Source organism: Gordonia westfalica (genome assembly GCF_900105725.1).
Classification (GTDB): domain Bacteria; phylum Actinomycetota; class Actinomycetes; order Mycobacteriales; family Mycobacteriaceae; genus Gordonia; species Gordonia westfalica.
This window is the reverse complement of record NZ_FNLM01000034.1, coordinates 711079-737793: the sequence shown is the minus strand read 5'-3', so window position 1 is coordinate 737793 and position 26715 is coordinate 711079. Positions and strand designations below refer to the sequence as shown.

The 26715-nt window shown below is 69.1% G+C and carries 19 protein-coding genes and 1 pseudogene; 9 read left to right on the top strand and 11 right to left on the bottom strand.

The genetic code is table 11. From position 1 onward, the window contains the following. Position 1: 1 nt before the first annotated feature. Positions 2 to 967: a 1-phosphofructokinase gene (pfkB, locus tag BLU62_RS08695; RefSeq protein ID WP_074849144.1), complete on the bottom strand. Its 966-nt coding sequence runs from the start codon at positions 965 to 967 to the stop codon at positions 2 to 4. Continuing rightward, positions 964 to 1734 carry a DeoR/GlpR family DNA-binding transcription regulator gene (locus BLU62_RS08690; RefSeq protein ID WP_074849143.1) on the bottom strand — a complete coding sequence of 257 codons (771 nt, stop codon included), beginning with the start codon at positions 1732 to 1734 and terminating at the stop codon, positions 964 to 966. The genes pfkB and BLU62_RS08690 overlap by 4 nt, the downstream gene beginning before the upstream one ends. 136 nt (positions 1735 to 1870) lie before the next feature. On the opposite strand from BLU62_RS08690, the gene BLU62_RS08685 reads away from it, so the two are divergent. Then, complete coding sequence (locus tag BLU62_RS08685; protein ID WP_074849142.1) at positions 1871 to 3571, top strand: phosphoenolpyruvate--protein phosphotransferase; 1701 nt, start codon at positions 1871 to 1873, stop codon at positions 3569 to 3571. Here the strand turns inward: BLU62_RS08685 and lexA are convergent. Further along, positions 3549 to 4256: a transcriptional repressor LexA gene (lexA, locus tag BLU62_RS08680; protein ID WP_074849141.1), complete on the bottom strand. Its 708-nt coding sequence runs from the start codon at positions 4254 to 4256 to the stop codon at positions 3549 to 3551. The two genes, BLU62_RS08685 and lexA, sit on opposite strands and share 23 nt — an antisense overlap. Positions 4257 to 4492: 236 nt before the next feature. Between lexA and BLU62_RS08675 the strand changes: the two genes are divergently transcribed. Beyond that, positions 4493 to 5029: a LysM peptidoglycan-binding domain-containing protein gene (locus BLU62_RS08675; protein ID WP_074849140.1), complete on the top strand. Its 537-nt coding sequence runs from the start codon at positions 4493 to 4495 to the stop codon at positions 5027 to 5029. Between the two features lie 99 nt (positions 5030 to 5128). Further along, a complete protein-coding gene (gene nrdR, locus BLU62_RS08670) occupies positions 5129 to 5596 on the top strand; it encodes a transcriptional regulator NrdR (RefSeq protein ID WP_074849139.1) in 468 nt (155 codons plus the stop codon). On the opposite strand, the gene hrpA is transcribed toward nrdR, so the two are convergent. After that, positions 5570 to 9553, bottom strand: a complete 3984-nt coding sequence (hrpA, locus tag BLU62_RS08665) for an ATP-dependent RNA helicase HrpA (RefSeq protein ID WP_074849138.1) — start codon at positions 9551 to 9553, stop codon at positions 5570 to 5572. The two genes, nrdR and hrpA, sit on opposite strands and share 27 nt — an antisense overlap. Positions 9554 to 9614: 61 nt before the next feature. On the opposite strand from hrpA, the gene BLU62_RS08660 reads away from it, so the two are divergent. Next, positions 9615 to 10853, top strand: a complete 1239-nt coding sequence (locus tag BLU62_RS08660; protein ID WP_375295775.1) for an aminotransferase family protein — start codon at positions 9615 to 9617, stop codon at positions 10851 to 10853. A 400-nt stretch (positions 10854 to 11253) separates the two neighbouring features. On the opposite strand, the gene BLU62_RS08655 is transcribed toward BLU62_RS08660, so the two are convergent. The 3 genes from BLU62_RS08655 to BLU62_RS08645 all read right to left on the bottom strand — a co-directional run bounded on the left by BLU62_RS08655 (position 11254) and on the right by BLU62_RS08645 (position 14336). Then, entirely contained in the window at positions 11254 to 12525 is a 1272-nt protein-coding gene (locus BLU62_RS08655) for an IS110 family RNA-guided transposase (RefSeq protein WP_074849136.1), read from the bottom strand. 678 nt (positions 12526 to 13203) lie between these two features. Further along, positions 13204 to 13737 carry an alkyl hydroperoxide reductase gene (locus BLU62_RS08650; protein WP_074849135.1) on the bottom strand — a complete coding sequence of 178 codons (534 nt, stop codon included), beginning with the start codon at positions 13735 to 13737 and terminating at the stop codon, positions 13204 to 13206. An 11-nt stretch (positions 13738 to 13748) separates the two neighbouring features. Further along, positions 13749 to 14336 (bottom strand): peroxiredoxin, encoded by a 588-nt coding sequence (locus BLU62_RS08645; RefSeq protein WP_074849134.1) that lies wholly within the window; start codon positions 14334 to 14336, stop codon positions 13749 to 13751. 126 nt (positions 14337 to 14462) lie between these two features. On the opposite strand from BLU62_RS08645, the gene BLU62_RS08640 reads away from it, so the two are divergent. Further along, positions 14463 to 15395: a hydrogen peroxide-inducible genes activator gene (locus BLU62_RS08640; protein ID WP_074849133.1), complete on the top strand. Its 933-nt coding sequence runs from the start codon at positions 14463 to 14465 to the stop codon at positions 15393 to 15395. 3 nt (positions 15396 to 15398) lie between these two features. Here the strand turns inward: BLU62_RS08640 and BLU62_RS08635 are convergent. Next, positions 15399 to 17503: pseudogene (locus BLU62_RS08635) on the bottom strand (DEAD/DEAH box helicase). Then, entirely contained in the window at positions 17500 to 18480 is a 981-nt protein-coding gene (locus tag BLU62_RS08630) for a PAC2 family protein (RefSeq protein ID WP_074849132.1), read from the bottom strand. The pseudogene BLU62_RS08635 and the gene BLU62_RS08630 overlap by 4 nt, the downstream one beginning before the upstream one ends. 202 nt (positions 18481 to 18682) lie before the next feature. On the opposite strand from BLU62_RS08630, the gene BLU62_RS08625 reads away from it, so the two are divergent. After that, positions 18683 to 19396 (top strand): hypothetical protein, encoded by a 714-nt coding sequence (locus tag BLU62_RS08625; RefSeq protein ID WP_244278097.1) that lies wholly within the window; start codon positions 18683 to 18685, stop codon positions 19394 to 19396. Between the two features lie 91 nt (positions 19397 to 19487). Then, complete coding sequence (locus BLU62_RS08620) at positions 19488 to 20594, top strand: DUF4192 domain-containing protein (RefSeq protein WP_074852773.1); 1107 nt, start codon at positions 19488 to 19490, stop codon at positions 20592 to 20594. A 44-nt stretch (positions 20595 to 20638) separates the two neighbouring features. Here BLU62_RS08620 and BLU62_RS08615 read toward each other — a convergent pair whose 3' ends face one another. After that, positions 20639 to 21334, bottom strand: coding sequence for an iron-dependent transcriptional repressor DtxR (locus BLU62_RS08615; protein ID WP_074849131.1), 696 nt, complete (start codon positions 21332 to 21334; stop codon positions 20639 to 20641). Positions 21335 to 21495: 161 nt separating this feature from the next. Between BLU62_RS08615 and BLU62_RS08610 the strand changes: the two genes are divergently transcribed. Together BLU62_RS08610 and BLU62_RS08605 are read left to right on the top strand one after the other, a co-directional pair. Next, positions 21496 to 22752, top strand: a complete 1257-nt coding sequence (locus tag BLU62_RS08610; RefSeq protein WP_074849130.1) for an acetoin utilization protein AcuC — start codon at positions 21496 to 21498, stop codon at positions 22750 to 22752. Further along, the gene (locus tag BLU62_RS08605; RefSeq protein WP_074849129.1) at positions 22745 to 25618 is read left to right on the top strand and encodes a bifunctional acetate--CoA ligase family protein/GNAT family N-acetyltransferase; all 2874 of its coding nucleotides are present in this window, start codon (positions 22745 to 22747) and stop codon (positions 25616 to 25618) included. The genes BLU62_RS08610 and BLU62_RS08605 overlap by 8 nt, the downstream gene beginning before the upstream one ends. A 31-nt stretch (positions 25619 to 25649) precedes the next feature. On the opposite strand, the gene BLU62_RS08600 is transcribed toward BLU62_RS08605, so the two are convergent. Further along, positions 25650 to 26588 carry a sigma-70 family RNA polymerase sigma factor gene (locus BLU62_RS08600; protein ID WP_167544016.1) on the bottom strand — a complete coding sequence of 313 codons (939 nt, stop codon included), beginning with the start codon at positions 26586 to 26588 and terminating at the stop codon, positions 25650 to 25652. Positions 26589 to 26715 lie beyond the last annotated feature (127 nt).

The following is a 26715-nucleotide window of genomic DNA, read 5'->3' as shown; positions in this document are numbered from 1 at the left end:
GTCAGTTCATGGGGGCGGCCCCGGACAGCTCCGTGACCGAGACCCCGGACAGGTCGAGGTGGTCGGGGGTGGGTGAGGCGGTGCCGGCCAGGGCGGCGGCCGCCGAACCGTAGGCGACGGCGGATCGCAGACATTCGGGCGCCGAGGCGCCGCGCGTCTGGGCGATGAGGAAGCCGGCGAGGGAGGAGTCACCCGCGCCGACGGTGCTGCGCGGCACGATGGGCGGCGGGGTCGCGCACCAGGTGCCCGCCGGGGTGACCAGCACGGCGCCCCGCGCCCCGAGAGTGGCCAGGACGCTGCCGCCGATCTGCTCGACGAGAACTCTCGATGCGGTCACGACCGGACGGAGATCGTTGTGGGACAGCGATTCCCGGAGCTCGTCCGCATCCGCGCCGGTGAGTTCGGCGAGCTCGTCCTCGTTGGGCTTGATGAGGTCGACACGTCCGGCGGCGGCTGCACGCAGCGGTGCGCCCGAGGTGTCCACCGCCACGCGGCAGCCGGCGGTGACCAGGGCGTCGGCGACGGTCCGATACCAGTCGTCGGGTACACCAGGCGGCAACGATCCGCACAGGGTGACCCAGTCCGCTCCGTTCGCGTGGGAACGGATCAGCGTGCCCAGCGCCTCGAGTTGGGCCGGCGCCAGGGTGACGCCGGGTGCATTGATCTTGGTGGTGGTGCCGTCGGACTCGGCGATGGTGACGTTGGAGCGGACCTCGCCGTCGACGGGGACCGCGTCGTAGGGGAGTCCGAGGTCGTCGAGGGCCGCGAGCAGCGGATCACCCGCACGCGCCGGTAGCAGGGCGCGGGTGACGAGTCCGGCGGCGGCGACGGTCCGGGCGACGTTGACGCCCTTTCCGCCCGGTTGCGCCCGGACGACGCCGGCGCGCTGGACCTCGCCGCGCCGTAGCGGGGTGGCGAGTTCGAGGGTGCGGTCGACACTGGGGTTGGCCGTGACGGTGAGGATCACGCGATCACGACCTCGACGCCGCGGGCCGACAGTGCGGCCGAGAACCTCGGATCGATCCCGGAGTCGGTGATCAGGACGTCGATGTCGTCGACGCCGGCGAATCCGGACAACTCCTCGCGCTCCATCTTCGAGCTGTCGGCAAGGACGACGACACGTCGGGCCGCGGCGACCATCGCCGCCTTCACCGCCGCCTCGTCGGGGTCCGGGGTGGACAGGCCGTGTGACTCGCTCAGGCCGTTGGTGCCGATGAACGCGGTGGTCACGCGCAGCCGGCCCAGTGCGGCGACGGTTTCGGAGCCGACGGTGGCCTGGGTGAGGCCGCGGACACGGCCACCGAGCGAATGCAGACCGTCGGCGCGACGTCCGGCGAGCAGCCCGGCGATCGGCAGGCTGTTGGTGATGAGTGTGAGGTCGCGGTCCCGCGGCATGGCCTCGGCGGCCCGGAAGGTGGTGGTCCCGGCGTCGAAGAGCACCGATCCGCCGTCGGGCGGGAAGAAGCGGAGGGCGGCGCGGCCGATGGCGGCCTTCTCCTCGGTCTGTTCGGTCTCGCGTTCGTCGATGCCGAGTTCGCCGATCACGCGCGTGATCTCGGGCCGGACGGCACCGCCGTGGACGCGCTGCAGATGGCCGGCCCGCTCGAGGGCGGCCAGGTCACGCCGCACCGTCTCGCTGGTCACGTCGAACTTCGTGGCGAGCTCGGCGACCGAGGCGCGCCCTGCGACGCGCACCTCCTCGGCGATGGCCTGCTGTCTCTCCTCGGCGTACACACCGGCTCCGTTCTGATCGTTCCCGCGAGTCTGGCCGCTCCCGTGAATGTGGGAACATGTGACTTTGCGTGTTGTAGTAACTGTGTTTACGCCTGTTTGTGTTGACAAGTCAAGAAGAATTTGTAACCGTGGTCACATGACGGAGATTTTGACGGGGACGCCGGTTGTCGGTGGAGTGGCTCACGGGCCCGCGCTCTGGCCGGGACGCCGCCCCGACCATTCCGCGGAGGCACTCGGCGCCGGGGTCGAGATCGCGGAGGGCCGGCGCGCCGAGGAGAGCGCGCGGTTCACCGAGGCTGCGGCCACCGTCGCCGCGCGGCTGCGCGAGCGTGCGTCACAGAACACCGGCGTCGCCGCCGAGGTGCTCGCCGCCACGGCCGGGCTCGCGGAGGACCGCGGCTGGATCGGCGCGGCATCGGCACTGATCGCGAAGGGCGCCTCGGCGCCGTCCGCGGCCGTCGCCGCCACCGAACAGTTCGCCGCGGTGTTCACCAAGCTCGGCGGGCTGATGGCCGAACGTGTCACCGACCTCAACGATGTTCGCGACCGCGTCGTCGCCGAACTGCTGGGCCTTCCCGAACCCGGTGTACCCACGCCTGAGGTGCCCTCGATCCTCCTGGCCGACGATCTCGCCCCCGCCGACACCGCGGGCCTCGATCCCGCCGCCACGATCGCGCTCGTGACACGACTCGGCGGACCCACCAGCCATACCGCGATCATCGCCCGTCAACTCGGCATCCCGTGTGTCGTGGCGGTCGGCGGACTCGGCGAGATCGAATCCGGCACCGCGATTCTCGTCGACGGCACCACCGGCGAGATCGTCGTCGACCCCGACGACGCCGTCGCGTCCGCCCGGGTCGAGGAGTACCGGCACCACGCCGCGCGCGTCGCCGGTTGGTCGGGTCCCGGCCGGACCGCCGACGGCGTCGAGGTGGCGATCCTGGCCAATGTCGCCGACGGCGCGTCGGCCCGCGCTGCCACCGGCCAGCCGGTCGAAGGGGTCGGACTGTTCCGTACCGAGTTGGCGTTCCTCGAGCGCGCCGACGAACCGTCGGTGGAGGAGCAGGCCGCGATCTACCGCGAGGTGCTGGACGCGTTCGCAGGCGGGAAGGTCGTCGTGCGGACCCTAGACGCCGGATCGGACAAACCGCTTCGGTTCGTCTCCCACCCCGACGAGGCCAACCCGGCACTCGGTGTCCGCGGCGATCGGATCGCCCTGGCGCACCCCGAGATCCGCGCCCATCAGCTCGACGCGATCGCCCGCGCCGCAGAGGAATCGGGAGCCCGGCCATGGGTCATGGCGCCGATGATCGCCTCACCCGCCGAGGCCGCGGCGTTCGCCGCACAGGTGCGCGAACGCGGTCTCGTCGCCGGGGTGATGGTCGAGGTCCCGGCCGCGGCGATCCTCGCGCCGGCGATCCTCGCCGAGGTCGACTTCGTCTCGATCGGCACCAACGACCTCACGCAGTACACGATGGCCGCCGACCGGATGTCGGCCGACCTCGCGGCGCTGACCGATCCGTGGCAACCCGCTGTGCTGCACCTGATCTCGATGGTCGCGCAGGCCGGACGCGATCAGGGGAAGCCGGTGGGTGTCTGTGGTGAGGCGGCCGCGGACCCGTACCTCGCCTGCGTACTCGTCGGCCTGGGGGTGACGTCCTTGTCGAGTGCTCCGGTGGCGGCCCCCGCGGTGGGCGCCCAGCTCGGCGCGGTCACCCTCGAGACATGCAAGAAAGCGGCGGCAGCGGCGCTGGCCGCCACCGATCCGGCTGCGGCCCGCGCGGCTGCCGCCGCGATCCTGGACAGTGACGAGGTCAGACTCGCCGCATCACGGTGACGACCTTGCCGAGGATGACGGCCTCGTCGCCCGGGATCGGGTCGAACAACTCGTTGTGCGGCATCAGCCAGACGTGTCCCTGCCGGCGTTTGAACGTCTTGACCGTGGCCTCGCCGTCGATCATCGCGGCCACGATGTCGCCGTTGTCGGCCACGTTCTGCTGACGGACCACGACCCAGTCACCGTCACAGATCGCGGCGTCGATCATCGATTCGCCGACGACCTTCAACAGGAACAGTGACCCCTCGCCGACGAGTTCGCGGGGAAGCGGGAACACGTCCTCGACGGCCTCCTCGGCGAGGATGGGACCGCCGGCGGCGATCCGGCCGAGGACGGGCACGAAGGTGGGCTCGGGCAGCGCGCCGCCGGCGGGCGAGGTGGGCGGCGGTGGATCGCTCGGTGCGATGTTGACCGCACGCGGCCGGTTGGCGTCGCGCTTGAGGAGCCCCTTGCGTTCCAGCGTCCGCAGCTGATGGGCGACCGACGACGTGGACGTGAGACCCACCTCGTCACCGATCTCCCGGATGCTCGGGGGGTAGCCGCGTTCGCGCACGGATTTGCGGATCACCTCGAGAACTCCGCGCTGGCGGGGCGTCAGCGAGGCCTCTGCCGCCGCCACATCCGCCGGGGTGACGGGCTCGTCGGCGCCCCGCGCTCCGGTGCGCTTACCGCCGTCATCGCTCATGATCGGGTTTCCTCTCGATTCCGAACGTGCTGGTAGACCGCTTGTCTGTCCACGACCCTAGCCGAGAATGCCGACCGCATCAAACATTTGTTCGACGTGTCGCGAGACAATTGTCGGAGCGCCGTGCTACAAATCGAACATCAGTTCATCGAACAGATGATCGACATTCGAACGGTTCGAACGCGACGACGCCGTCGCAGTACGAACCCCGTTCGACCGGAAACACGGAGGGCACCATGCGCACCGCCACTCTCATCGACCCCGTCCGCCACACCGACACCGTCCGCGGTGACGTCCTGGATCGTCCCCGCGCGCCCCGACGCACCGACGGTCGCCGGCCCGTCGACAACCGTCCGGTGCCGGAGTCGGCGATCCGGGTCCGCCGCGTCAACTCCACCCAGTGCGCCGCACCGGTCGGTACCCGTGGGCGCGGACCGGTGGTCCCGGCCGCGCGTCCCGCCGCTCCGGCTCCCGCGGCTGTCATCCGCCGCCGTCGTCGTACCGCCACGGCGGTCCTCGCCGGCGTCGGGCTCGCCCTGGCCGTGTGGGTCATCGCGATCGTCGGGCAGAACTACGCCGCATCGGTCACGCCCGCCTCGGTCGGCACCGAGGTCGTGCACGTGCGGTCCGGCGACTCGTTGAGCACCATCGCGTCGCGGATCGCCCCCGAGATGCCGCGTGAAGCGGTGGTCGACGAGATCATCCAGATGAACGACCTGGCGTCCAGCGGGCTGCGCGTCGGTCAGCCGCTCCTCACCCCCCGGTACCACTGACCCCGGGCGGTATCCTCGATGTCACAGGGACCGGCCGAGTACCGGCCTGGCGTGCGGCGCGGCTGCACCACAGTGTCCCGTGACGTGCGTGAGGATACGATGCGCTGCCCCTTCTGCAAGAACGACGACACCAAGGTCATCGACTCGCGTGTCGCTGATGAGGGGCAGGCCATCCGGCGTCGCCGCTCCTGCGTGGAGTGTGGGCGACGCTTCTCGACCGTGGAGAGCGCCGTGCTCGCAGTGGTCAAACGCAACGGCGTCACCGAGCCGTTCAGTCGCGAGAAGGTGATGAGGGGTGTCCGGCGCGCATGCCAGGGACGCCACGTCGCCGAAGACGCCCTCGCCCAGTTGGCACAGCAGGTGGAGGACACCGTGCGGGCCAGCGGGTCGGCCGAGATCCCCAGCAACGAGGTCGGCCTCGCGATCCTGAAGCCCCTGCGCGACCTCGACGAGGTGGCCTACCTCCGTTTTGCGTCGGTGTACCGCTCGTTCGACTCCGTCGAGGACTTCCAGCGGGAGATCGACGATCTGCGCGCCGCCTCAGCCGAGTCGATCAAGAGTTCGTAGGACCCGCTTCTCCGACACCGGGAACGCGGTGCCGAGTCGTTCGGCGAACAACCCCACCCGTAACTCCTCGACGAGCCATTGCGCCTCGTCGTTGACGTGGGCTCGCCGATGTTCGGGTACCTGCGTCAGGCGCTGCGCCCACCGTTCGGTCACCCGGTCCACGACGGACACCCCGGCCTGATCCCGCGCGGCGGACGCCGGGAGAGCCGCCAGCCGTGCCTCCGCGGCCGCGAGATATCGCGGCACGTTCTCCAGATGGCGACGTGCGGTGGCGGCCACGAATCCGTCGAAGACGAGATTGTCGAGTTGTTCGGCGACGTCGTCGGCGGCCAGTGAACCCGCATGGCGGTCGATCGCGGCACGTACCGGTGCCACCCAACCGAGCGCTTCCACCGCGAGTGAGAAGTACTCCGGCGCCGATTCGGTGATGCGGGGACGGATCTTCTCGGTGAGGGCGCTGAACGCCTCGGGAGAACGCACCGCGGACAGCGTCCCGGCGCCGAGGCCGGCAACCACGTCGCGGATCGCGCGGCGCGTGCAATCTGCCAGCAGGACATCGAGATCGGCATACGGGCTCTGGCTCAGTGCGAGTCGTTCCGTGGCCCCGAGCGAACCGGCCACTCGCCGGTGCAGCGGCGGTATCGCCAGGTCGAGGAGCGCGACGATTCCCCTCTCCGCGAGGCGATCACGGGCCTGCTCCGACGCCGCGTCGATGACGACGACCCCACGGCTGCGTCCGGCGTCGTCGGTGATCGCGTCGATGGTCGGATAGCGCGTGAGGCGCTGACCGGCGATGTCGACGGTCCGCTGTTCGGCGAGTGTGCCGATGCCGTCGTCGGTCCAGGTCCGGTACAGCGTGCGCTTCACCGTCTTCGACACCGCGGGCGTGGTCGCACGCTGGAGTTCGGCGATCGAGTCGGCGCGTGCGGTGATCCGGCCGGCGTCGTCGGTGACCGCGTAATGCATTCGCAGATGAGCGGGAATCCGTTCGAGGTCGAAATCGGCCGCGGTGACCGTCAACCCGGTGATCGTGGACAGTTCACGGGCGAGCCCGACCGCGAGTGGTTCGCTGCGCGGGGTGAGCCGGCCCAGTGCCAGATCGGCGAACCGCTGTGCGGGGGACATCGACTTGCGCAACTGCTTCGGCAACGACTTCACCAGTGCGGTGGCCAGTTCCGACCGCATGCCGGGAACCGACCAGTCGAAACCCGCCGAGCGGACATGGGGGAGCAGTGCCCGCGGGATGATCACCGTGACGCCGTCGTCCGGCGCGCCGGGCTCGAAACGGTAGCGGAGTTCGAGCCGGGTGTCGCCCTGCTGCCACGCACCCGGGTAGTCGGTGGGCGCGGCCTCGGTGGCGGTGACGTCCTCGGGTTTCAGGTCCAGCAGGTCGGGATCGGTGCGTCGGGTCTTCTTCCACCACGTGTCGAAATGGCGCGCGGAGGTGACCTCTGAGCCGACCCGCTTGTCGTAGAACTCGAACAGCTGGTCCTCGGTGATCACCAGTCCGCGCGTGCGCATTCGGTTCTCGACGTCGGAAGCGGCGTCGAGCAGGGCCCGGTTGCGTTCGAAGAACGGATGCTGGGTTCGCCAGTCACCTTCGACGAGGGCGTGGCGGATGAACAGTTCCCGCGAGACCACGGGGTCGATGGGGCCGTAGTCGACGCGACGCTGGGCGACGAGGGTGACCCCGTAGAGGGTGACCCGTTCATAGGCCATTGCCGCGCCGCGCTTGGCCGACCAGTGCGGTTCGCTGTGCGTGCGTTTGACCAGATCGCCGGCCAGTTTCTCCGCCCACAGCGGATCGATGCCGGCGACGGTGTGCGCGAACAGTCGCGAGGTCTCCAGGACCTCGGCGGCCATGATGAACGGCGGCGGCTTCTTGGCGAGCGGCGACGCCGGGAAGATCATCAGCGTGGTGTTGCGCGCGCCGGTGAACTCGCGGCCCTCGGTGTTGCGTGCCGCGATGTTGGACAGCAGACCCGAGAGGATGGCTCTGTGAACGGCGTCGGCGTCGACCTCGGGCAGTTCGGAACCGATGGGACTGACCGGCCAGTCGAGGTCCTTGACGATCTCGGTGAGCTGGCGGTGCAGATCGCGCCACTCCCGAATGCGAAGGAAATGCAGGAACTCGCGCTCGCACATCCGGCGGAATCGGCTGCTGGACAATTCTTTGCGCTGCTCGTCGAGATAGCGCCACAGCTCGACGTAGGACAGGAAGTCCGACTGCGGCACGACGAAGCGACGGTGTGAGGTGTCGGCGGCCTCGCGGTGTTCGGCGGGCCGTTCGCGCGGATCGGGCAACGACATCGCGGAGGCGATGACCAGAAGATGGTCGAGGCAGCCGAGCTCACGGCCGGCGATCAGCATCCGGGCGATCCGCGGGTCGACCGGGATGCGCGACATCGAGCGGCCGACCGGGGTCAGGCGTGGTGGGCCGCTGTCGCGGTTCACGGTGATCGCACCGAGTTCGGTCAGCACACCCATGCCGTCGCGGATGGCGCGCTCGTCGGGTGGCTGGACGAACGGGAAGTCGGCGATCTCGCCGAGTTTCAGCGAGGTCATCTGGAGGATGACCGCGGCGAGGTTGGTGCGCAGGATCTCCGGGTCGGTGAACGCCGGCCGCGAGTCGAAGTCGTTCTCGCTGTAGAGCCGGATGCACACACCGGGTGCGACGCGACCGCATCGGCCGGCGCGCTGCCGGGCGCTGGCCTGCGAGACCGGTTCGATGGGAAGACGGTTGACCTTGGTGCGGGTCGAGTACCGGCTGATGCGGGCGGTGCCGGTGTCAATGACGTAGCGGATACCGGGCACGGTGACCGACGTCTCGGCGACGTTGGTGGCCAGCACGATCCGGCGACCGTTCGACGGTGCGAAGACCTTCTGCTGGTCGGCGATCGACAGCCGGGCGTACAGCGGGACGATCTCCGTGCCGCCGCTCTTTCCGTTGCCGGTCCGGCGCCCCAATGCATCTGCGGTCTCACGGATGTCGCGCTCGGTGGGGAGGAAGATCAGGATGTCGCCGCGGCCGCCGGCCCACAACTCGTCGATCGCGGCGTCGATGCCCTGGATCTGATCGAGGTCGGCGTGCTCGCCGCCACCGGCGTCGTCACCGCTGTCCGGACGCTCCTGCAGACTCAACGGCCGGTAACGGATCTCGACCGGGTAGGTGCGCCCGGACACCTCGATGACCGGCACCGAGGCGTCGGGCGTGCTGAAATGCCGTGCGAAACGGGCGGGCTCGATCGTCGCGGAGGTGATGATCACCTTCAGATCCGGGCGTTGCGGTAGAAGTCGACGCAGATAGCCGAGGATGAAGTCGATGTTGAGGCTGCGTTCGTGGGCCTCGTCGATGATGAGGGTGTCGTAGCGGCGCAGCATCGGATCGGTGGCGATCTCGCGGAGCAGGATGCCGTCGGTCATCACCCGGATGAGCGTGTCGGCGCCGGAACGATCGGTGAACCGGACCGAGTAGCCGACCGCGTCACCGAGTTCGGTGTCGGTCTCGTCGGCGATGCGCTTGGCCACCGAGCTCGCCGCGATTCGACGAGGCTGGGTGTGCCCGATCGTGCCGCGGATGCCGCGGCCGAGTTCGAGGCAGATCTTCGGCAGCTGTGTGGTCTTGCCGGAACCGGTCTCACCGGCGACCACCACGACCTGGTGATCCCGGATGGCGTCGGCGATCTCCTCACGAGCTGCCGACACGGGGAGTTCGTCCGGGAAGCGCAGCACCGGCACGCCTGCCCGGCGGCGTTCGAGGCGGTCGCGCGCCTTGGTCACGTCGGCGACGAGCTGGTCCCACTTGCGTGGTTCCGGGGTGCGCCCGAGCTTGTCGACCCGGCGGCGGAGACGGTGGGCGTCGAGAATCCCCACCTCGTCGAGTGAGCGCAACAGTTGGGATCGGGAGACGCCGGGCTCAGGATCTCGCGGGGCTGGATCTGGGGACTCGACCGACATGATGCCTCCAGGATATGGGGCGATGACGAAGGTGCTCACCTCGCCCGGCATCATGGTGGCCATGGCTGAGAATTCTGGTGCGCTGTGGCATGGTTTCGCCGACATGGGTGCGGTGACCGCGAGCGGTCCGTTCGTCGTGACCAGGGGTGAGGGAACCCGGATCTGGGACCGCGACGGCAAGTCCTATCTCGACGCGACCGCCGGCCTCTGGTTCACCAACGTCGGCCACGGCCGCACCGAGATCGCGGACGCGGTGTCGCGTCAGCTCGGCACCATCGCGCACTACTCCAACTTCGGGGACATCGCGAGCGACGTCACACTGCAGCTCGCCGACGAGCTGGCGGCGATCGCACCGGTGCCCGGATCGAAGATCTTCTTCACCTCCGGCGGCAGCGACTCGATCGACACCGCGGTGAAGCTCGCCCGCCGCTACTGGGTGGAGCAGGGCAAGCCCGGCAAGCGCGTCGTCGTCAGCCGCACCAAGGCCTATCACGGCATGCACGCGGCGGGTACGTCGCTGGCGGGCATCCCGCTCAACCACGACGGCTACGGCGAGCTCATGCACGACGTGCAGAACGTCGACTGGGACGACGCGAAGAGCCTCCTCGGGCTCATCGAGCGGGTCGGCGCGGACAACATCGCCGCGTTCTTCTGCGAGCCGATCATCGGTGCCGGTGGCATCTACCTGCCGCCGGCGGGCTACCTGGAAGAGGTCCGCGCGATCTGCCGCGACCACGACATCCTGTTCGTCGTCGACGAGGTCGTCACCGGCTTCGGTCGCATCGGCGGCGACTCGTGGTTCGCGTCGGCCCGCTTCGACCTGCAGCCGGACATGATCACCACCGCCAAGGGCCTGACCTCCGGATATGTCCCGATGGGTGCTGTCTTCATCGCCCCGCGCGTGGCCGAGCCGTTCTTCGCCGGCGGCGTCTGGTGGCGTCACGGCTACACCTACGGCGGGCACGCCGCGGCCGCCGCCGCCGCGCTTGCCAACCTCGAGATCATCCGGCGCGAGAACCTGCTCGCGGAGGCCACGCGACTCGAGGGCGACCTCGCGGCGGCGCTGTCGCCGCTGGCCGAACTCGACTCGGTCGCCGAGGTGCGCACCGGGCTCGGTGCGGTCACCGCGGTGCAGCTCGCCGACCCGGCGTCCGCACCCGCGACGGTGCTGAAGCTGCGTGAGCACGGTGTCAGCACACGTGCCGCCGGTCAGGGTGCGCTGCAGGTCTCGCCGGCCTTCGTCATGACGACCGAGGAGGTCGGCGAACTCGCCGACCGCATGCGGGCCGCGCTGAGCTGAACGACATCGCTCCCTGATCCGAAAGAGCGCGACGCTCCCAGGTCCGCTGGTTGATCCGAAAGAGCGCGACGCACCCAGCTCCGCTGGTTGATCCGAAAGAGCGCGACGCACCCAGCTCCGCTGCCTGAGCAGCCTATGAGGGTTTGTGTCAATGGGTCCTGTGGTGGGGTGTGGGCGTGTGGGTATTGCCGGGCGGCCTGGACGCTGTCCGGGATAGGTGCTGGTGATCGGTTGGGCGGCCGGGGTCGTTGCCTGGCGCGGGCTCTACCTAGCGGTCAAACGGGTTGGTACCCAACAGCCTTCATCCGAGCTCGGGTCGCGCCGGGTGGGACTGCTCAGGCTCAGGCGCGGGTTGTGCCCTAGGTGCGGCGAGCTTGTCCCGGTCGGTGGGGTTTTCGGTTCAGGCGGCGTTCACCTCCGCGGTCTGGGGTGCGCCGGCCAGGGTTGGGTCCCAGGGAGTGGCGGTGGTGATCACCACGTGCAGCTGGCGTAGCAAGGCAGCGGCGATGGCCACATAGGCCTGGTTGGGTTGCAGTCGGTTGTGGGTGCGGGTGGTCAGGTGTTGGTAGCGGGCGGCGTAGACCGGGTTGTGCCGCAACGCGCCGAACGCCGCACGCCAGGCGGCGGTCCGTAGGCGGGGCCGCCCGCGTCCGCTGATGGTGGTTTTGCCCTGGTAGCTGCCCGAGGAGTTCTCCCGCGGGCATAGGCCGGCGTGTTTGACCACTGCCCGTGCGGAATTAAAGCGGGACAGGTCACCGGTTTCGGCGAGGATCGCCGCGACCGAGACCGCGGTGACGCCGGGAATGCTGCTGGCCAACTCGTTCAGGTGCAGGTCGTTAAGGACGGCGAGCATCCGGTGTTCGACCTCGCGGCACTCGACGGTGGCGTGGTGAAAGTCGTTGAGAGCGTAGTGGGCACGTTCCAACGCTCCGGTCCGCTCGGGCGGCATGGTGGTCGCGAAAGCGGCGGTGATGATCGCGGTCAGGATCGGTCCGTGGATGCGGCGCACACCCCAGCGGGCAAGTTCACGGCGCAGCTTCGCCCGGAGCCGGGTATCGGCACGGGCAGGGGTTCTCAAGGCGGTGATAGTGCGCGGATCGCAGCCGATGATGGCCATGGTGGCCAGCCAGGTGGCCGAGTCCAATGGTTGGGCGGCGCACTCGAGCACCTGTGGCCAGGCACTGTCGAGCAGGTCACGCACTTGTTGGCGGGCCGCGGCTCGGCGGGTGAGTTGCTCGGCCCGTCGCACGCCGAGGTGGCGCAGCCGTGCCCAGTGCTGATCGGCGTGTTCGGGCAGGTAGATGTGGAGTTGGGTGGTCAGGCGAGCGATCAGCAGGGCGTCTTTGTCGTCGGATTTGTCGCGGGTGAAGTCTTCGGTTTCCCGAGCGCGGGCCACGACCATCGGTTGCACGCACACCATCTGCGCTCCGGCTGCGGCGGCCAAGTCGGCCACCACTTTCCAGCGGTGCCCGGTCGGTTCACAGGCGATCACGATGCCGGCGAATCCGGCCACCTCGGCCTGGGTGCGGGCCCAGGCGATCGCCGGCCCCAACTTCCACGGGGTGCAGGTAAACGTTTTGCGGGCCAGGATGCGGGAGTCGTGATCGGCGACCACGATCACCTGCTTCTTGGCTGCCAGGTCGATCGCCACCACCGCGTGATCGCGGCCCACGATTTCTCGGAACCGGGTCAACCGGTCGTTTCGGCGTTTCGCTCCTCGGCTCAACGGACTAGCCTCGAACATCGACATCCTCCTTTTGTGGTTGGGACACCAAGCCCTTATGACCACAACAGGAGGATGTCCCTCATTTCACCACCTTGGAGCTATTACTAGGTGCGAGGAGCGCAAGCGACGAGCCTCGAAGGCCGGGTGAGACACCGTCGCCCACCCAACCACCGGTCGACGGCAACCCGACCGACAGACGTCGATCGACGTCTGCCGGTCGAGTTGAGGTTCGGCAGTGGGGCTCCGGACGCTCCTGAAGGGCGGGTTGAGGTCGCGCGCGACCTCGTTTCCGGATGTGGTTGCGCGGCGAGGCGAACTCGCCGGCCCTTCGTGGCTCGTCGCTTGCGCTCCTCGCGCCTCAGGGAGCGAGAGTCGTGGCTCGTCGCTTGCGCTCCTCGCGCCTCAGGGAGCGAGAGTCGTGGCTCGTCGCTTGCGCTCCTCGCGCCTCAGGGAGCGAGAGTCGTGTCACAGCTCAACGCAGCACCAGCCCCACTCCTCGAGGAGGCCCGAGCTTGCTGAGGGCGTCCCGAAGGGCCGTTCGCTCGCACCTCGGGCACCAGCCCACACAACAAGGCCCGGTCGCCGAATCGGCAACCGGGCCTTGTGGTTTCTTGTGACGCGCTATCAGGCGTTCGCGAGCACCTCGGTGGTGGCGATGGCCTGGGCCACGCCGGTCACGATCGAGGCGACCTTGAGGGCCTCGAGGATGGCCTCACGGTCGACGCCGGCCTCACGCAGGGTGTTCTCGTGGGCGGCGACGCAGTGGCCGCAGCCGTTGATCGAGGACACGGCGAACGACCACAGCTCGAAAGCGGCCTTGTCGACGCCCGGGTTGCCGATGATGTTCATCCGCAGGCCGGGACGCAGATCGTCGTACTTGCCGTCGAGGAAGCCCCGACCGCGGTAGAACACGTTGTTCATGCCCATGATCGACGCGGCGCCCAGCGCGGCGTTGTATGCCTCGGCCGACAGGATGTCAGCGGCCTCGTCGGCGATCTCGGTGAGCACCTTGGCATTCTGGGTGGCGGCAGCGGTCGACAGCAGGGTGCCCCACAGCTGCTCCTCGTTCAGCGCGGTGGTCCGGCTGATCGAGCCGAGGTTGAGCTTGAGGTCCTTCGCGTACTCCGGAAGGGCTTCCTTGAGATTGTCGATACTCATCCGGTCTCCTCCTAGACGCCCGAGGACATGAGCTCGCCGGCGTTGATCGTCGGGTCGCCCTTCTTCCAGTTGCAGGCGCACAGCTCGTCGGACTGCAGGGCGTCGAGGACGCGCAGGACCTCGTCGACGTTGCGGCCCACCGAGCCGGCGGTGACCGACACGAACTGGATCTCGTTGTTCGGGTCGATGATGAAAGTGGCGCGGTCGGCGACGCCGTCGGCGTTGAGAACGCCTGCAGCGGTAGCCAGTTCGCGCTTCAGGTCGCTCAGCATCGGGAAGGGGAGGGTCTTCAGGTCCTCGTGCTGTGCACGCCACTGGAAGTGGACGAACTCGTTGTCGACCGAGGCGCCGAGCACCTGGGTGTCACGATCGGCGAACTCGTCGTTCAGCTTGCCGAATGCGGCGATCTCCGTCGGGCACACGAAGGTGAAGTCCTTCGGCCAGAAGAAGACGACGCGCCACTGGCCGGGGTGGTCGTCGGAGGTGACGGTGGTGAAGTAGTCATCGGGCTGCTGGGCGTTGACCTTGCTGAGGTCGCCGCCGATCACGGCGGTCAGGTTGTAGGCGGGGAACTGGTCACCGATGGTGAGCAGGGCCATATATCGCTCCTTCAGCTGGGGTGGTGTACCGAACTTGCGCGCGAAGAACTTTCGCAACGTACGAGTACCATCGTGCCGGAAATCCGGCAAAAGTGAAACGTGATTAGTAGCACTACACTGATAACCATGCCCGATAAAACTTATCAGCCGACCATAGCCGGTTTGCGTGCCTTCGTCGCGCTTGCGCAGCGCAGGCACTTCGGTTCCGCAGCAACGGATCTAGGTGTCAGCCAACCTTCGCTTTCGCAGGCACTGTCGGCGCTCGAGGCTGGTCTCGGCGTGACGCTCGTGGAACGCACGACGCGCCGGGTCCTGTTGACCCCGGACGGCGAGGAGCTGCTGCCGCGGGCGATCGCGGCAGTGGACGCGGTCGACGAGTTCACCGCGGCCGCTGCCGGTGCCGGACGGCCGCTGCACGGGGCGATCCGGCTCGGCGTGATCCCGACCGTCGCACCCTATGTGCTGCCCGCCGTACTGCGCGGTCTCGCCGAGCGGCTTCCGGACCTCCGCCCCCGCGTCGTGGAGGAACAGACCGCGCGGCTCGTCGAACAGTTGCGGGGCGGCACGCTCGACGTCGCGCTGCTCGCACTGCCGCTCGACGTACCGGGGATCGTCGAAGTCCCGCTCTACCGTGAGGATTTCGTCCTCGCCCTGCCGGCCGGGCACGCTCTCGCCGGAAAGCGCCGGGTGAACCCGAACGCACTGGCCGACCTGCCGCTGCTGCTTCTCGACGAGGGGCACTGTCTGCGGGATCAGGCGCTCGAGGTGTGTGCGCTCGCAGGCGTTCGGCCCGACCTCGGGCAGACCCGCGCGGCGTCGCTGACGACCGCCGTGCACTGTGTCGTCGGCGGACTCGGCGTGACCCTCATCCCGCAGACCGCGGTCGCCTCGGAGACCGCGTCGGGGGACCTGGCGATCGCCACGTTCGCCTCGCCGCGGCCGGGCCGTCAGATCGGGGTCGTGTTCCGGCGTTCCGCACGCCACGACGAGGCGTACCGGCAACTCGCGGCGATCATCGGTGAGCTCGTCGCCGAGACGGGCGCCGTCGCGCCAGTGTAGGGCTCAGACCTCAGCGGCCTGTGCGGCGAGCGCCTCCCACTCGTCGACCAGGCTGGAGTCGACCTCGCGGACCATGGTGCCGAGATCGGCGACGATCTGCTCGATCTCCGGTGTCACGGCGCTCGTCGGGACCCCCTGGCGCAGAACCCGGTAGCAGTCGGACAGGTAGCGCAGCACCACGCCCTCGCTGCGGGCGAGGCCGTAGGCGGAGATCAGCTCGGTGAAGGTCATCGCCTTCTCCAGCATCTCCCGGAGCACCGACTTCGGGTTGGGTGGGAACGACGCCACCCAGGGGTGTCCGCGCCGGTAGATCTCGAAGGCGCCGAAGATCTCCTCGAAAAGCGGTTGCGGCCAAGTGATGTCCTCCAGTTTGGCCATCCGTTCCTCGTATTCGATCCCGTCGGCCTTCATCTCGGCGATCGCCGCATCCCGCGCGACCTTGCGCTGGGCAAGCAGCAGCGGCCGCGGGTTCTCCAGCGTCGACTCGAGAATCGAGACGACATCCAGGGCGTACGTGGAGGATTCGGGGTCGAGGATCTCGAAGGTGGCCATCGCGAACGCCGACAGCGGGTTGGTCAGGGCGAAGTTCTCCGGCATGTCCACGCTGAGCGCGATGTGACGACCGGTCTCGTCGGGTTCCTCGAGCTGCACGACGATCCCGGCGTCGCGCAGACCGCGGTACAGCTCGATCGTGTGCTTGATGTGGCGCAGCTGACGGTCGCGCGGTTCGTGGTTGTCCTCGAGCAGGTGCCGCACGGCGACGAAGCAGTCGCCGGGACGGCCGAGGACCTCGAGCAGCATGGCGGTGGTCATCTGGAAGTGTGACCGCAACGGCTCGTCGGGTGCGTCGATCAGCTGGGTGAAGGTCTTCTCGCCCCACGACACGAAACCCTCGGGAGGCTTGCGGCGCACCAGTTTCCGCAGCTTCTTGGGATCGTCACCGGCCTTCGCGACCGCGCGGGCGTTCTCCACGTCGTGCTCGGGCGCCTGGGCGACCACGTAGCCGACGGTGTCGAAGCCGGCCCGACCGGCGCGGCCCGCGATCTGGTGGAACTCACGCGCCCGGAGGCGTCGGACCCGGCGGCCGTCGTATTTGCTCAGTCCGGCGAACAGCACCGTCCGGATCGGCACGTTGATGCCGACGCCGAGAGTGTCGGTGCCGGCGATGACCTTCAGCAGCCCTTGTTGCGCAAGACGTTCCACGAGGCGCCGGTAGCGGGGAGCATCCCGGCGTGGTGGACGCCGATACCCGAGCGCAGCAGCTTCGACAGGGTGTTGCCGAAGCCGGTGGAGAAGCGGAAGTCGCCGATCGCCTCGGCGATCGCGGCCTTCTGGTCCTTGTCGCAGATCTTCACGCTCAGCAGTGCCTGGGCGCGTTCGACCGCGGCCGCCTGGGTGAAGTGCACCACGTAGATCGGTGCGCGCCCGCGGTCGACGAGATCGGCGATCGTCTCGTGGATCGGGGTCATCGCATAGCCGTGTTCCAGGGGCACGGGACGCTGGGCGCCGGTGACCTCGACCGTGTCCCGGCCGGTACGCCGGGTGAGGTCGTCGACGAAGAACGAGACGTCGCCGAGAGTCGCCGACATGAGCAGGAACTGGGTGGAGGGCAGCTCGATGAGCGGAACCTGCCAGGCCCAGCCGCGGTCGGGTTCGCCGTAGTAGTGGAACTCGTCGGCGACGAGCGTGCCGATGTCGCTGTCGCCACCGGCCGCGAGGGCGAGGTTGGCGACGATCTCGGCGGTCGCGCAGATGATCGGCGCGTCCGGGTTGACCGCGGCGTCACCCGTCAGCAGACCGACCTGGTCGGCGCCGAACATCGCGCACAGTTCGAAGAACTTCTCGCTGACGAGAGCCTTGATCGGCGCGGTGTAGTACGCCCGCTCGCCTCGGCACCGCGCGAAATACAGTGCGCCGGCAGCCACCAGCGACTTACCCGAACCGGTCGGGGTGGCCAGGATGACGTGGCTGCCGGCGAGCAGCTCGAGCAGCGCCTCCTCCTGATGCTCGTACAGGTCGAGGCCGCGATCGGTCCACCACTGTGTGTAGGTGTCGAGCGCCTGGTCCTCGTCGTCGACGGGGACCAGGGCCGTCGAACTCGTGGTCAGATCGACGATTGCGGTCCCTCGTCTCCGGGCTCGTCGTCCGTCCGGCTCTGCTCGGCGGCCTGCTCGGCGAGGAAGCGTTCGAGTTCGGCACCGAGTTCGTCACCGCTCGGCAGCGATTCCTCGGCGGCGAGCAGGGATGCCCGTTCCTCTGCGGCCTGGGTGAACGTGTCGTACTGGGTCTCCAGCGCGGCGACGACCGACTCGATCTCGGCGTTGCCCTCGACCTCGGTGTCGACCTGTGCGCGCACCTTCTCGGCGGCGCTCTCCAGCGCGGCGAGCGGCAGGTCGAGACCGGCCAGCTCGGCAACCGCGGCGAGCAGTTTGGCGGAGGCGGCCGGGTAGTTGGTCTGCGCCAGATAGTGCGGCACGTGGACCGACAGCCCGGACGCCCGGTAGTCGTGCTCGCCCATCCGCAGCTCGAGCAGCATCGATGCGCTGGCCGGCAGCTTCATCGCCGAACCCCAGCGGGGGAGGTCGCCGAGGGCGTCGGGATCGCTGCCGTGCCCGGTGATCGACGGCGGCCGGGTGTGCGGCACCGCCATCGGAATCGCGTTGAGGCCGATCACATCGGTGACGCCGAGCCGGTCGGACAGGCGACGCACCGCGTCCACGAACTGTTCCCAGCGCAGATCGGGTTCGGAGCCGGCCAGCAGCAGGAAGCCCTTGCCCGCGTTGTCGCGGATCGCGTGCAGCGTCAGTGCGGGCATCTCGACGTCGGTGAAGGTCTCACCGCTGAACGAGATGGTCGGGCGCCGGGAGCGGTAGTCCATCAGCTCGTCGGAGGAGAACGTCGCGACCAGTTCCGACTCCAGGCTGTCCCGGAGATGGGTGGCCGCGAGCGCGACGGCGTGGCCGGCGTCGGCGAACCCTTCGAGCGCATGGATCAGTACCGGGCCCGTACCGTCGGCACGGGTGACCTGCGGAGCGGGAAAGGCGAGTTCGTACAGCGCGTCGTTCCGCGCGGGTTGATCGTCCACGTCATCCCTCCTTACACGTGGCAGCCGTCATACAGCACAGCTGGATTCTCGTCATCTGTCTCATTGTCTCGCACCGGGGTCGCGGGTGAGTACCTGCATCCGGCCAAACACCAACTATCCAACGACATCGCCTCGTCAGGGATTCCCGGCCCGGGTGTGTCACCCGCACAGGCGGGCGGTCTCGGTGGCACAGTAGATCGCTGTGACCCCGGCAACCGCTTCACCCCGTACGCCCTCTGGACGCCGTCTGCCCGCACTCGTGCTGGCCGCGGCCTGCGCCGTTCTCGCCGGTGGTGTCCTCTCGGCGTGTTCGGTCGGGGGAGACGCCCAACCGTCGAACCCGGACCTGTCCTCGAGGTCGGTGTCGGCGTCGGACTTCCCGACCCCGGCCAGCCCGATCCCGCCGCAGGCGGTGGCCAACGCGCTCGCCGACATCACCGGCAGCCCGTCGCCGGGGCAGGGGAGCAACACCGAGATCTCGCCGTCCGAGTGCGCACCCCCACCGGTGTCCGCCGACGGCGCGGTCGCCTTCCTCGGTCCCGGGACCGCGGAGCGTTCGACGCTGACCACCGTCGTCGCCCACGTGGACACGCCGCTCGCCGAGGTCGTGCGACGCGCCGAGAAATGCCCGGAACTGACGACGACCACGTTCGGCGCGTCGTCGACGGTGACCACCGAGGTCCTGCCGGCACCGCCGGCGCGCGACGGCGTCGAGACCGCGACCATCCGCCGCACGATCCTCACCGGCGGCGGCACCGTGCCCACCACCACCAGCTCGCTGTCGCTGATCGGCGAGCGCGACGGGGTGCGGGTGTACGCCGAATATCGTTGGCCTGCTGCGGGTCCCGTGCCCGCCGAGGACTCGGCTGCGCTCGACGAGCTCTTCACCAAGGCGGTCTCGGCGGCCTTCGGCTGAGTTGTGCCTGCCTGTGGACGGATCGCGCCCGTTGTCCACAGGCCTTCCGACGCGCCGTCGTGGGGGCCCCGCCCGGCAGATGCTGACGTGCATGCCAGCACTCCCCGCATCCTCCCGGTCCGCCCGTGGCCCCATCGATCCGACGACGCTCCTGACGGCGGTCCCCGCGCTGCTCGGCTTCCTTCCGGAGCGCTCGATCATCGTGGTCGCCTTCGCGTCCGACCGCGGTATCTCGGCCACCATGCGCCATGACCTCGCACTCGACGACGCGGGCAACCCGACCCGCGAGCTGGAGTCGGTGCTGGAAGGGCTCGGCACGATCACCCACTCGTACGGCGTCGAGGAGGTCGTGGCGGTCGTCGCCGACGACCGCTATCCGGCCGACAGCGCGCCGTACCGGCGTGTGCTGGAGATCGCCGACCGCCACTTCGACGCGATCGGGGGCGTCGCCGCCGGATTCGTCCTGTCCGCGTTCGATGCCGGTGCGGCGTGGTCGGTCGTCTGGTGTCCCGACGGACAGACCTGGTCGGTCGACGTCCTCGACGACCGGGGCGGGATCCTCGACGATCCGCAGACCTCCCCGACCGCGATCGCCGAGGCGGTGAGATCAGGCCGCCGGATCCTGACGCGCCGTTCGGAGATGAGAGCCATGCTCGAACCCGTCGACGGTGAGTGCAGCGCTGCCCGGCCGGGCCGGGACTGCGACGGCTGCGGCAGCCGGGCCGCGGTCGCGCCCCGCCGCCCGCTCTCCGACGCGCAACTGCTGGATCTGGTGATCGGTTCGGTCGCCGACGGTAGAAGGCCTCTGCCGTGTTCGGAGATCGCCCTCTTGGAGCAGGCCGTCCGACGACCCCGGGTACGCGACGCCGCACTCGCCCTCGCGGTCACCGACCTCCGCGACCACGCCGAGTCGGCCTGGCGGGAGCTCATCCGACGTCTCGCCGGGCCCGGACGGGCCGCCGCGGCGACGCTGCTGGCCCACCTGCACTACATCGGCGGGGAGGGGGCGTACGCCGGCGTCGCCCTCGACGTCGCCCTCGAATCCGACCCGGAAGCGAAGCTCGCCGAACTCCTCGACGGCTGCCTGCGCTCGGGAGTCCGGCCCACCAGACTGTGGGAGATGATCGACGGCTCCTACGCCACCGCCCGGGAACTGGGGGTCGGAATGCCAGAGATCACCCGGCGCGCCGCCGGGTGATCTCTGTGATTCCCTTCGCCTCAGACCGTCACGGCCTCAGCGCGTCAGACCTTCTCGACGACCTTCTCGACGAACACCGAATGTGCCATGTCCGCGGAGAGCTCCAGACCGTCGTGTCCGGGCGTGTTGATCGTGATGGTGCCGGCGGCGTTGGTCACCGTCACACGCGCGTTCGGCACCACGCCTGCCTCCCGCAGCTGCGAGATGAGCCCCACGTCGGACTGTGCGTGCTCGGAGAGCCGCCGCACGATGACCGCGATGGTGTCACCCGCCGGCAGGTCGGCAAGGCGGGTCGCGCCGTCGTCGGTCCCGGGCACCTCGACCCCGAGCAGCTCAAGACCCGGGATCGGGTTGCCGTACGGCGAGGTCGTCGGGTACTCGAGCACGGCGAGCAGACGACGCTCGACGTTCTCGCTCATGACGTGCTCCCAGCGGCAGGCCTCCTCATGGACCTGATCCCAGGGCATGCCGATCACGTCGACGAGGAGCCGCTCGGCCAGACGGTGCTTGCGCATCACCGCGACGGCCAGCGAGCGGCCGCGTTCGGTGAGTTCGAGGTGGCGGTCGCCTGCGACGCGCAGCAGTCCGTCGCGCTCCATCCGGGCGACGGTCTGGGATACGGTCGGGCCGCTTTGGTCCAGACGTTCGGCGATCCGTGCCCGGAGCGGCACGATCCCTTCCTCCTCGAGGTCGTAGATCGTCCGCAGATACATCTCGGTGGTGTCAACCAGATCGTTCACTGTGCCCAATCCCTTTCGTCCCCGCCAAGATTACCCTGTTTACCCACGGTGACCGCCCTCTCAGGCGCTCGTCGGCGTTGCAGCACGACCCCGACGGTACCCAGATGTGGCCGGACCGACATCGTGCACCCGCCCGCGAGCTGAACCACTAGCCTGAACCTGTGACCGACACTTCCGCGACGGCCGTCATCTGGAGCGAGGACTTCCTGTCCTACCGGTGGGCCCACACCCACCCGATGAACCCCGTGAGGCTCGCGCTGACGATGACCCTCGCCCAGAGCCTCGGGGTGCTCGACGAGGTCGAGACCGTCCCGCCGCAGGCCATCGACGACGACGCGCTCACCGTCGTCCACTCGCGCGACTACGTCGATGCCGTCCGCGCGGTCGGTTCCGGGACGGCATCGCTGTCGGGTCCGCTCCTCGAGCGGTTGTTCGGGCTCGGCGACGCCGACAACCCGGTCTTCGCCGGGATGCACGAGGCCGCCCGACTCCTCGTCGGCGGCACTCTCGCGGCCGCCCAGACCGTCGCCTCCGGGGCCGCGACCCGCGCGGTCAACATCGGCGGCGGCATGCACCACGCGATGCGGGCGCGGGCGGCGGGATTCTGCATCTACAACGACTGCGCGATCGCGATCAGGTACCTGCTGGACAAGGGATTCGACCGGATCGCCTACATCGACGTCGACGCCCACCACGGCGACGGGGTGCAGGTCGAGTTCGCGGCGGACCCGCGCGTGATGACGGTCTCGCTGCACCAGCATCCGGCGACGCTGTGGCCGGGGACCGGATGGCCCACCGAGGTCGGCGACGGCGACGCGCAGGGGAGTGCGGTCAACCTCGCGCTGATGCCCAACACCGAGGATCGACTGTGGCTGCGGGCCTTCCACGCGGTCGTGCCGTCGCTGATCGCCGAGTTCAAACCGCAGATCATCATCAGTCAGTGTGGTGCCGACAGCCACCGTGCGGACCCGCTCACCGACCTGTCGCTCACCGTCGACGGCCAGCGCGCCGCGATGATCGCGATGCGTGATCTTGCCGACAAATACTGCGAGGGACGCTGGATCGCCGTCGGCGGCGGCGGGTACGGCGTCGTCAACGTGGTGCCGCGGAGCTGGACCCACCTGCTCGGGGTCGCACTCGGCCGGGAGGTCGACGTCACCGCGAAGATCGACGAATCCTGGTGCGCGACAGCCGAACAGATCTCGACGCAAGTGCATTCGGATTATGCCCGGCCGCCGGTCGACGTGATGGGCGACGGCGGTGACGTCGACTATCAGCCGTGGGACGGCGACGCCGGCCAGGAGCCGCTCGAGGGAGTGAGCGCAACCGCCCAGCGACAGACCGATCGCGCGATCCTCGCGACCCGTCGCGCGGTGTACCCTCTGCACGGTCTCGACCCGGAGGATCCCCGTGACTGATCAGGACGTGTCGTCCACCCCAGAACGCTCCACGACCTCAGAACGCTCCACGACCCCAGAGCAACCCACGGCGCCGGGAGCACTGGCGGATCAACCCGAACCCCGCAGCGCCTGGGATTACCCGCGGCACTGGATCGCCGACGTGCTGGCCTCCGACGGCGGTGTCGTCCACCTACGGCCGATCGTGCCCGACGACGCCGACCGGATCGTCGCCTTCCACTCGAAGCTGTCCGAACGCACCCGTTACATGCGGTACTTCGGTCCGACGCCCACGCTGCCGCCGCGCGAGGTCGCGCGGATGACGACCGTCGACCACCAGCAGCGCGTCGCGATCGTGGCGGTCCTCGGCGGCGAGATCATCGCCGTCGGCATCTACGAGGGACTCGCCTTCGACGGCAAACCGGAGTCGGCCGAGGTCGCCTTCGTCGTCGCCGACGAACACCAGGGACGCGGTCTCGGCCCGATCCTCCTCGAACATCTCGCGGGTGCGGCCGCGGAGAACGGCTTCACCCGTTTCGAGGCCGAGGTGCTCAGCGAGAACCCGAACATGGTCGCCGTGTTCCGGGACGCGGGTTACCAACTCGCCCGCAGCTTCGACGGTTCGACGGTGCACGTGGAATTCCTGATCGACCCCACCGAGGCGCTGCTGTCGGTGCGCAACGCCCGCGAGAACGCGTCGGAGGCCCGTAGCGTCGCGAACCTGCTGCGCCCGACGTCGGTGGCGGTGATCGGCGCGTCGACCGATCCGAACAAGGTCGGAAACGCGTTGCTGGCCAACATCATCGCCGGCGGTTTCACCGGGCCGGTGTTCCCGGTGAACGGGCCCGCCCGCGTCGAGGAGGAGCCGGAGCAGCCGGGTTCACGGCGCCCCGGCCGCCCGACGACCCCGAGCCGGCGGCGTTCCCGCGAGCGGCCGCCGTCGGTCCGCGGCATCCGCGCCTACGAGACGGTGCGCGACATCCCGGATCCGGTCGACCTCGCAGTGGTCGCGGTCCCCGCGTCACGGGTCGACGACGTCCTCGACGACTGTCTGGTGAAAGGCGTGCGCACGCTCGTCGTCGTGTCGTCGGGCTTCGGTGACTCCGGCGAGGAGGAGGGGCTGGAGAACGAGCGGCGTCTCGTCGCGCAGGTCCGCGAACACGGCATGCGCCTCGTCGGCCCGAACGCACTGGGCGTGGCCAACAACGACGCCGGGATCGCCCTGAACGCCACGCTCGCGCCGCGCATCCCCGCGACCGGTCGGGTTGGGTTCTTCTGCCAGTCCGGCGCGCTGGGCATCGCGATCCTCGACACCGCCGCGCGGCGCCAGATCGGGTTGTCGACGTTCGTCTCGGCCGGCAACCGCGCCGACGTCTCCGGCAACGACCTGCTGCAGTACTGGGACAGTGACGCCTCGACCGACGTGATCCTGCTCTACCTGGAGAGTTTCGGTAACCCGCGCAAGTTCTCCCGCATCTCCCGGCGGGTGTCGCGGGCCAAGCCGATCATCGCGGTGAAGTCGGGCAAGGGCGCGATGAGCCCGGTGCGCGCCGCCCGGTCGACGGCCAACTTCGACGACCAGATCGCGCGCATGATGCTCGAGCAGGCCGGCGTCATCCAGGTCGACACGATCCCCGAACTGTTCGACTGCGCGGCGCTGTTCGCCTATCAACCGTTGCCGCGAGGACCCCGCGTCCGCATCATCGGCAACTCGTCGGTGCTCGGCAGCCTCGCCGCCGATCACGCGCGCAACGGCGGCCTCGAGGTGGTCGACAACATCGATCTCGGCGCGGGCGCGTCGGAGGAACTGTTCGAGGACGCCGTCTCGGCGGCGATGACCGACACCGGCGTCGACGCGATCATCGTCGTCTTCGTCCCACCGGTGGCCGTCGACGCCGACTGGCATGCCCGAGCCCTCATGGCGGCGGCCAACACACCCGGCGCCGACGGTGCCAAACCGATCGTCACCACGTTCCTCGCGGTGGACGGCATCCCGCCGGGTCTCACCAAACCCGGCCCCAACGGTATGCCCGAACGCGGGTCCATCCCGTCGTACGCCAGCCCGGAGCGGGCCGCGGCGTCACTCGCTCGTGCCTGGCAGTACGCCAAGTGGCGGATGCGGCCCGAGTCGGTGGTCCACCGGGCCGAGGGCGCCGACCCGGAGGCGGCCCGCATGTACGTCCGCGAGGCGATGGACTCCGACGGGCAATCGTCGGATCGTCTCCTCGGCCAGGTCGAGTCGGCGAAACTGCTGCGGTGGTACGGCATCTCGGTCGTCCCGTTCCGCGAGGTCAGGACGATGCACGAGGCGTCGGCGGCGGCCCGCGCACTCGGTTTCCCGGTGGCGGTGAAGGCCACCTCGTCCAAGTGGCGTGGACGCCTGGACCGGGAGGGCGCCCGACTCGACCTGCCCGACGCAACCGCGGTCGTCAACGCCTTCGCCGAACTGAGCGAACTCACCGGCGACCACGTTCTGCACGTCCAGAAGATGGCCCAGAAGGGGGTCGGCACGGTCATCCGCGTCCGCGACGACGAGTCCTTCGGATCGGTGATCTCGTTCGGGCTGTCCGGACGGACCTTCGAGCTGCTCGGCGACCACGGCTACCGCGCGATCCCGCTCGCCGAACTCGACGCGCGGGAACTGATCGACGAGCCGCGGTCGGCGCCGCTGCTGTCCGGATACCGGGGCGAGGAGCCGGCCGACAAGGAGGCGCTGGTCGACCTGCTGTTGCGGATCTCCACGCTGGTCGACGACATCCCCGAGGTGCGCGAGGTGCTGTGCGACCCGATCCTCGTCTCGGTCGACGGCGCGTCGGTGCTCAACGCCCAGATACGCGTCGGTCCGGTGCCCGACAGGCGGGACACCGGACCGAGACGATTGAGCTGAGGGACGGTTGGGTCAGTAGACCTCGAGGACGTCAGCTGGCGTAGGCGCGCAGGCGCTCGGCACGATCGCCCTGACGCAGCTTGCCCATGACCTCGCGCTCGATCTGACGAACGCGCTCGCGTGACAGTCCGAACATGCGGCCGATCTGGTCGAGGGTGCGCGGCTGGCCGTCGTCGAGGCCGTAGCGCATCCGGATGACCTGCTGCTCACGCTCGTCGAGGGTCGCGAGGACCGCGCGGATGTCGGAGTGGAGAAGACCGGCGATGACGGCGTTCTCGGCAGAGGTGGCCTCGGCGTCCTCGATGAAGTCGCCGAGCGGTGCCTCCTCGTCGCTGCCGACCGGCATGTCCAGGCTCACCGGGTCGCGGCTGTGGTCGAGGAGATCGGCGATCTTCTCGGCCGGGATGCCCGACTCGTTGGCCAGTTCGTCGTCGGTGGCCTCGCGACCGAGCTGCTGATGGAGCTCACGCTTGATCCGGGCGAGCTTGTTCACCTGCTCGACGAGATGGACGGGGAGCCGGATCGTGCGGCTCTGGTCGGCCATGCCGCGGGTGATGGCCTGACGAATCCACCACGTCGCGTACGTCGAGAACTTGAAGCCCTTGGCGTAGTCGAACTTCTCCATGGCGCGGATCAGGCCCAGGTTGCCCTCCTGGATGAGGTCGAGGAGGGGCATTCCGCGGCCGGTGTAGCGCTTGGCCAGCGAGACGACGAGACGGAGGTTCGCCTCGAGAAGGTGGGCCCGTGCGGCCTCACCCTCGCGGACGATCGTCGCGAGGTCGCGCTTCTTGGTGGCCGAGAGCCGCTTCTTGGTAGCCAGGACGTGTTTGGCGTAGAGGCCGGCCTCGATCTGCTTGGCGAGCTCGACCTCCTGCTCTGCGTTGAGGAGAGCGGTGCGTCCGATCCCGTTGAGGTACACGCGGACGAGGTCCGCGGCCGGCGACTGGGCGTCGAGATCCTGCTCCGTCATCGCCGGGCGGGTACCCGGGCGGAAGGATCTGCGAAACCTGTGGTCGGGGTCGAACGTGCAACTGTCGAGCGTGACATGCGGCCTCCTGACTTGAATGCGTTCACTGGGTTCAACGTCCATGTGATGG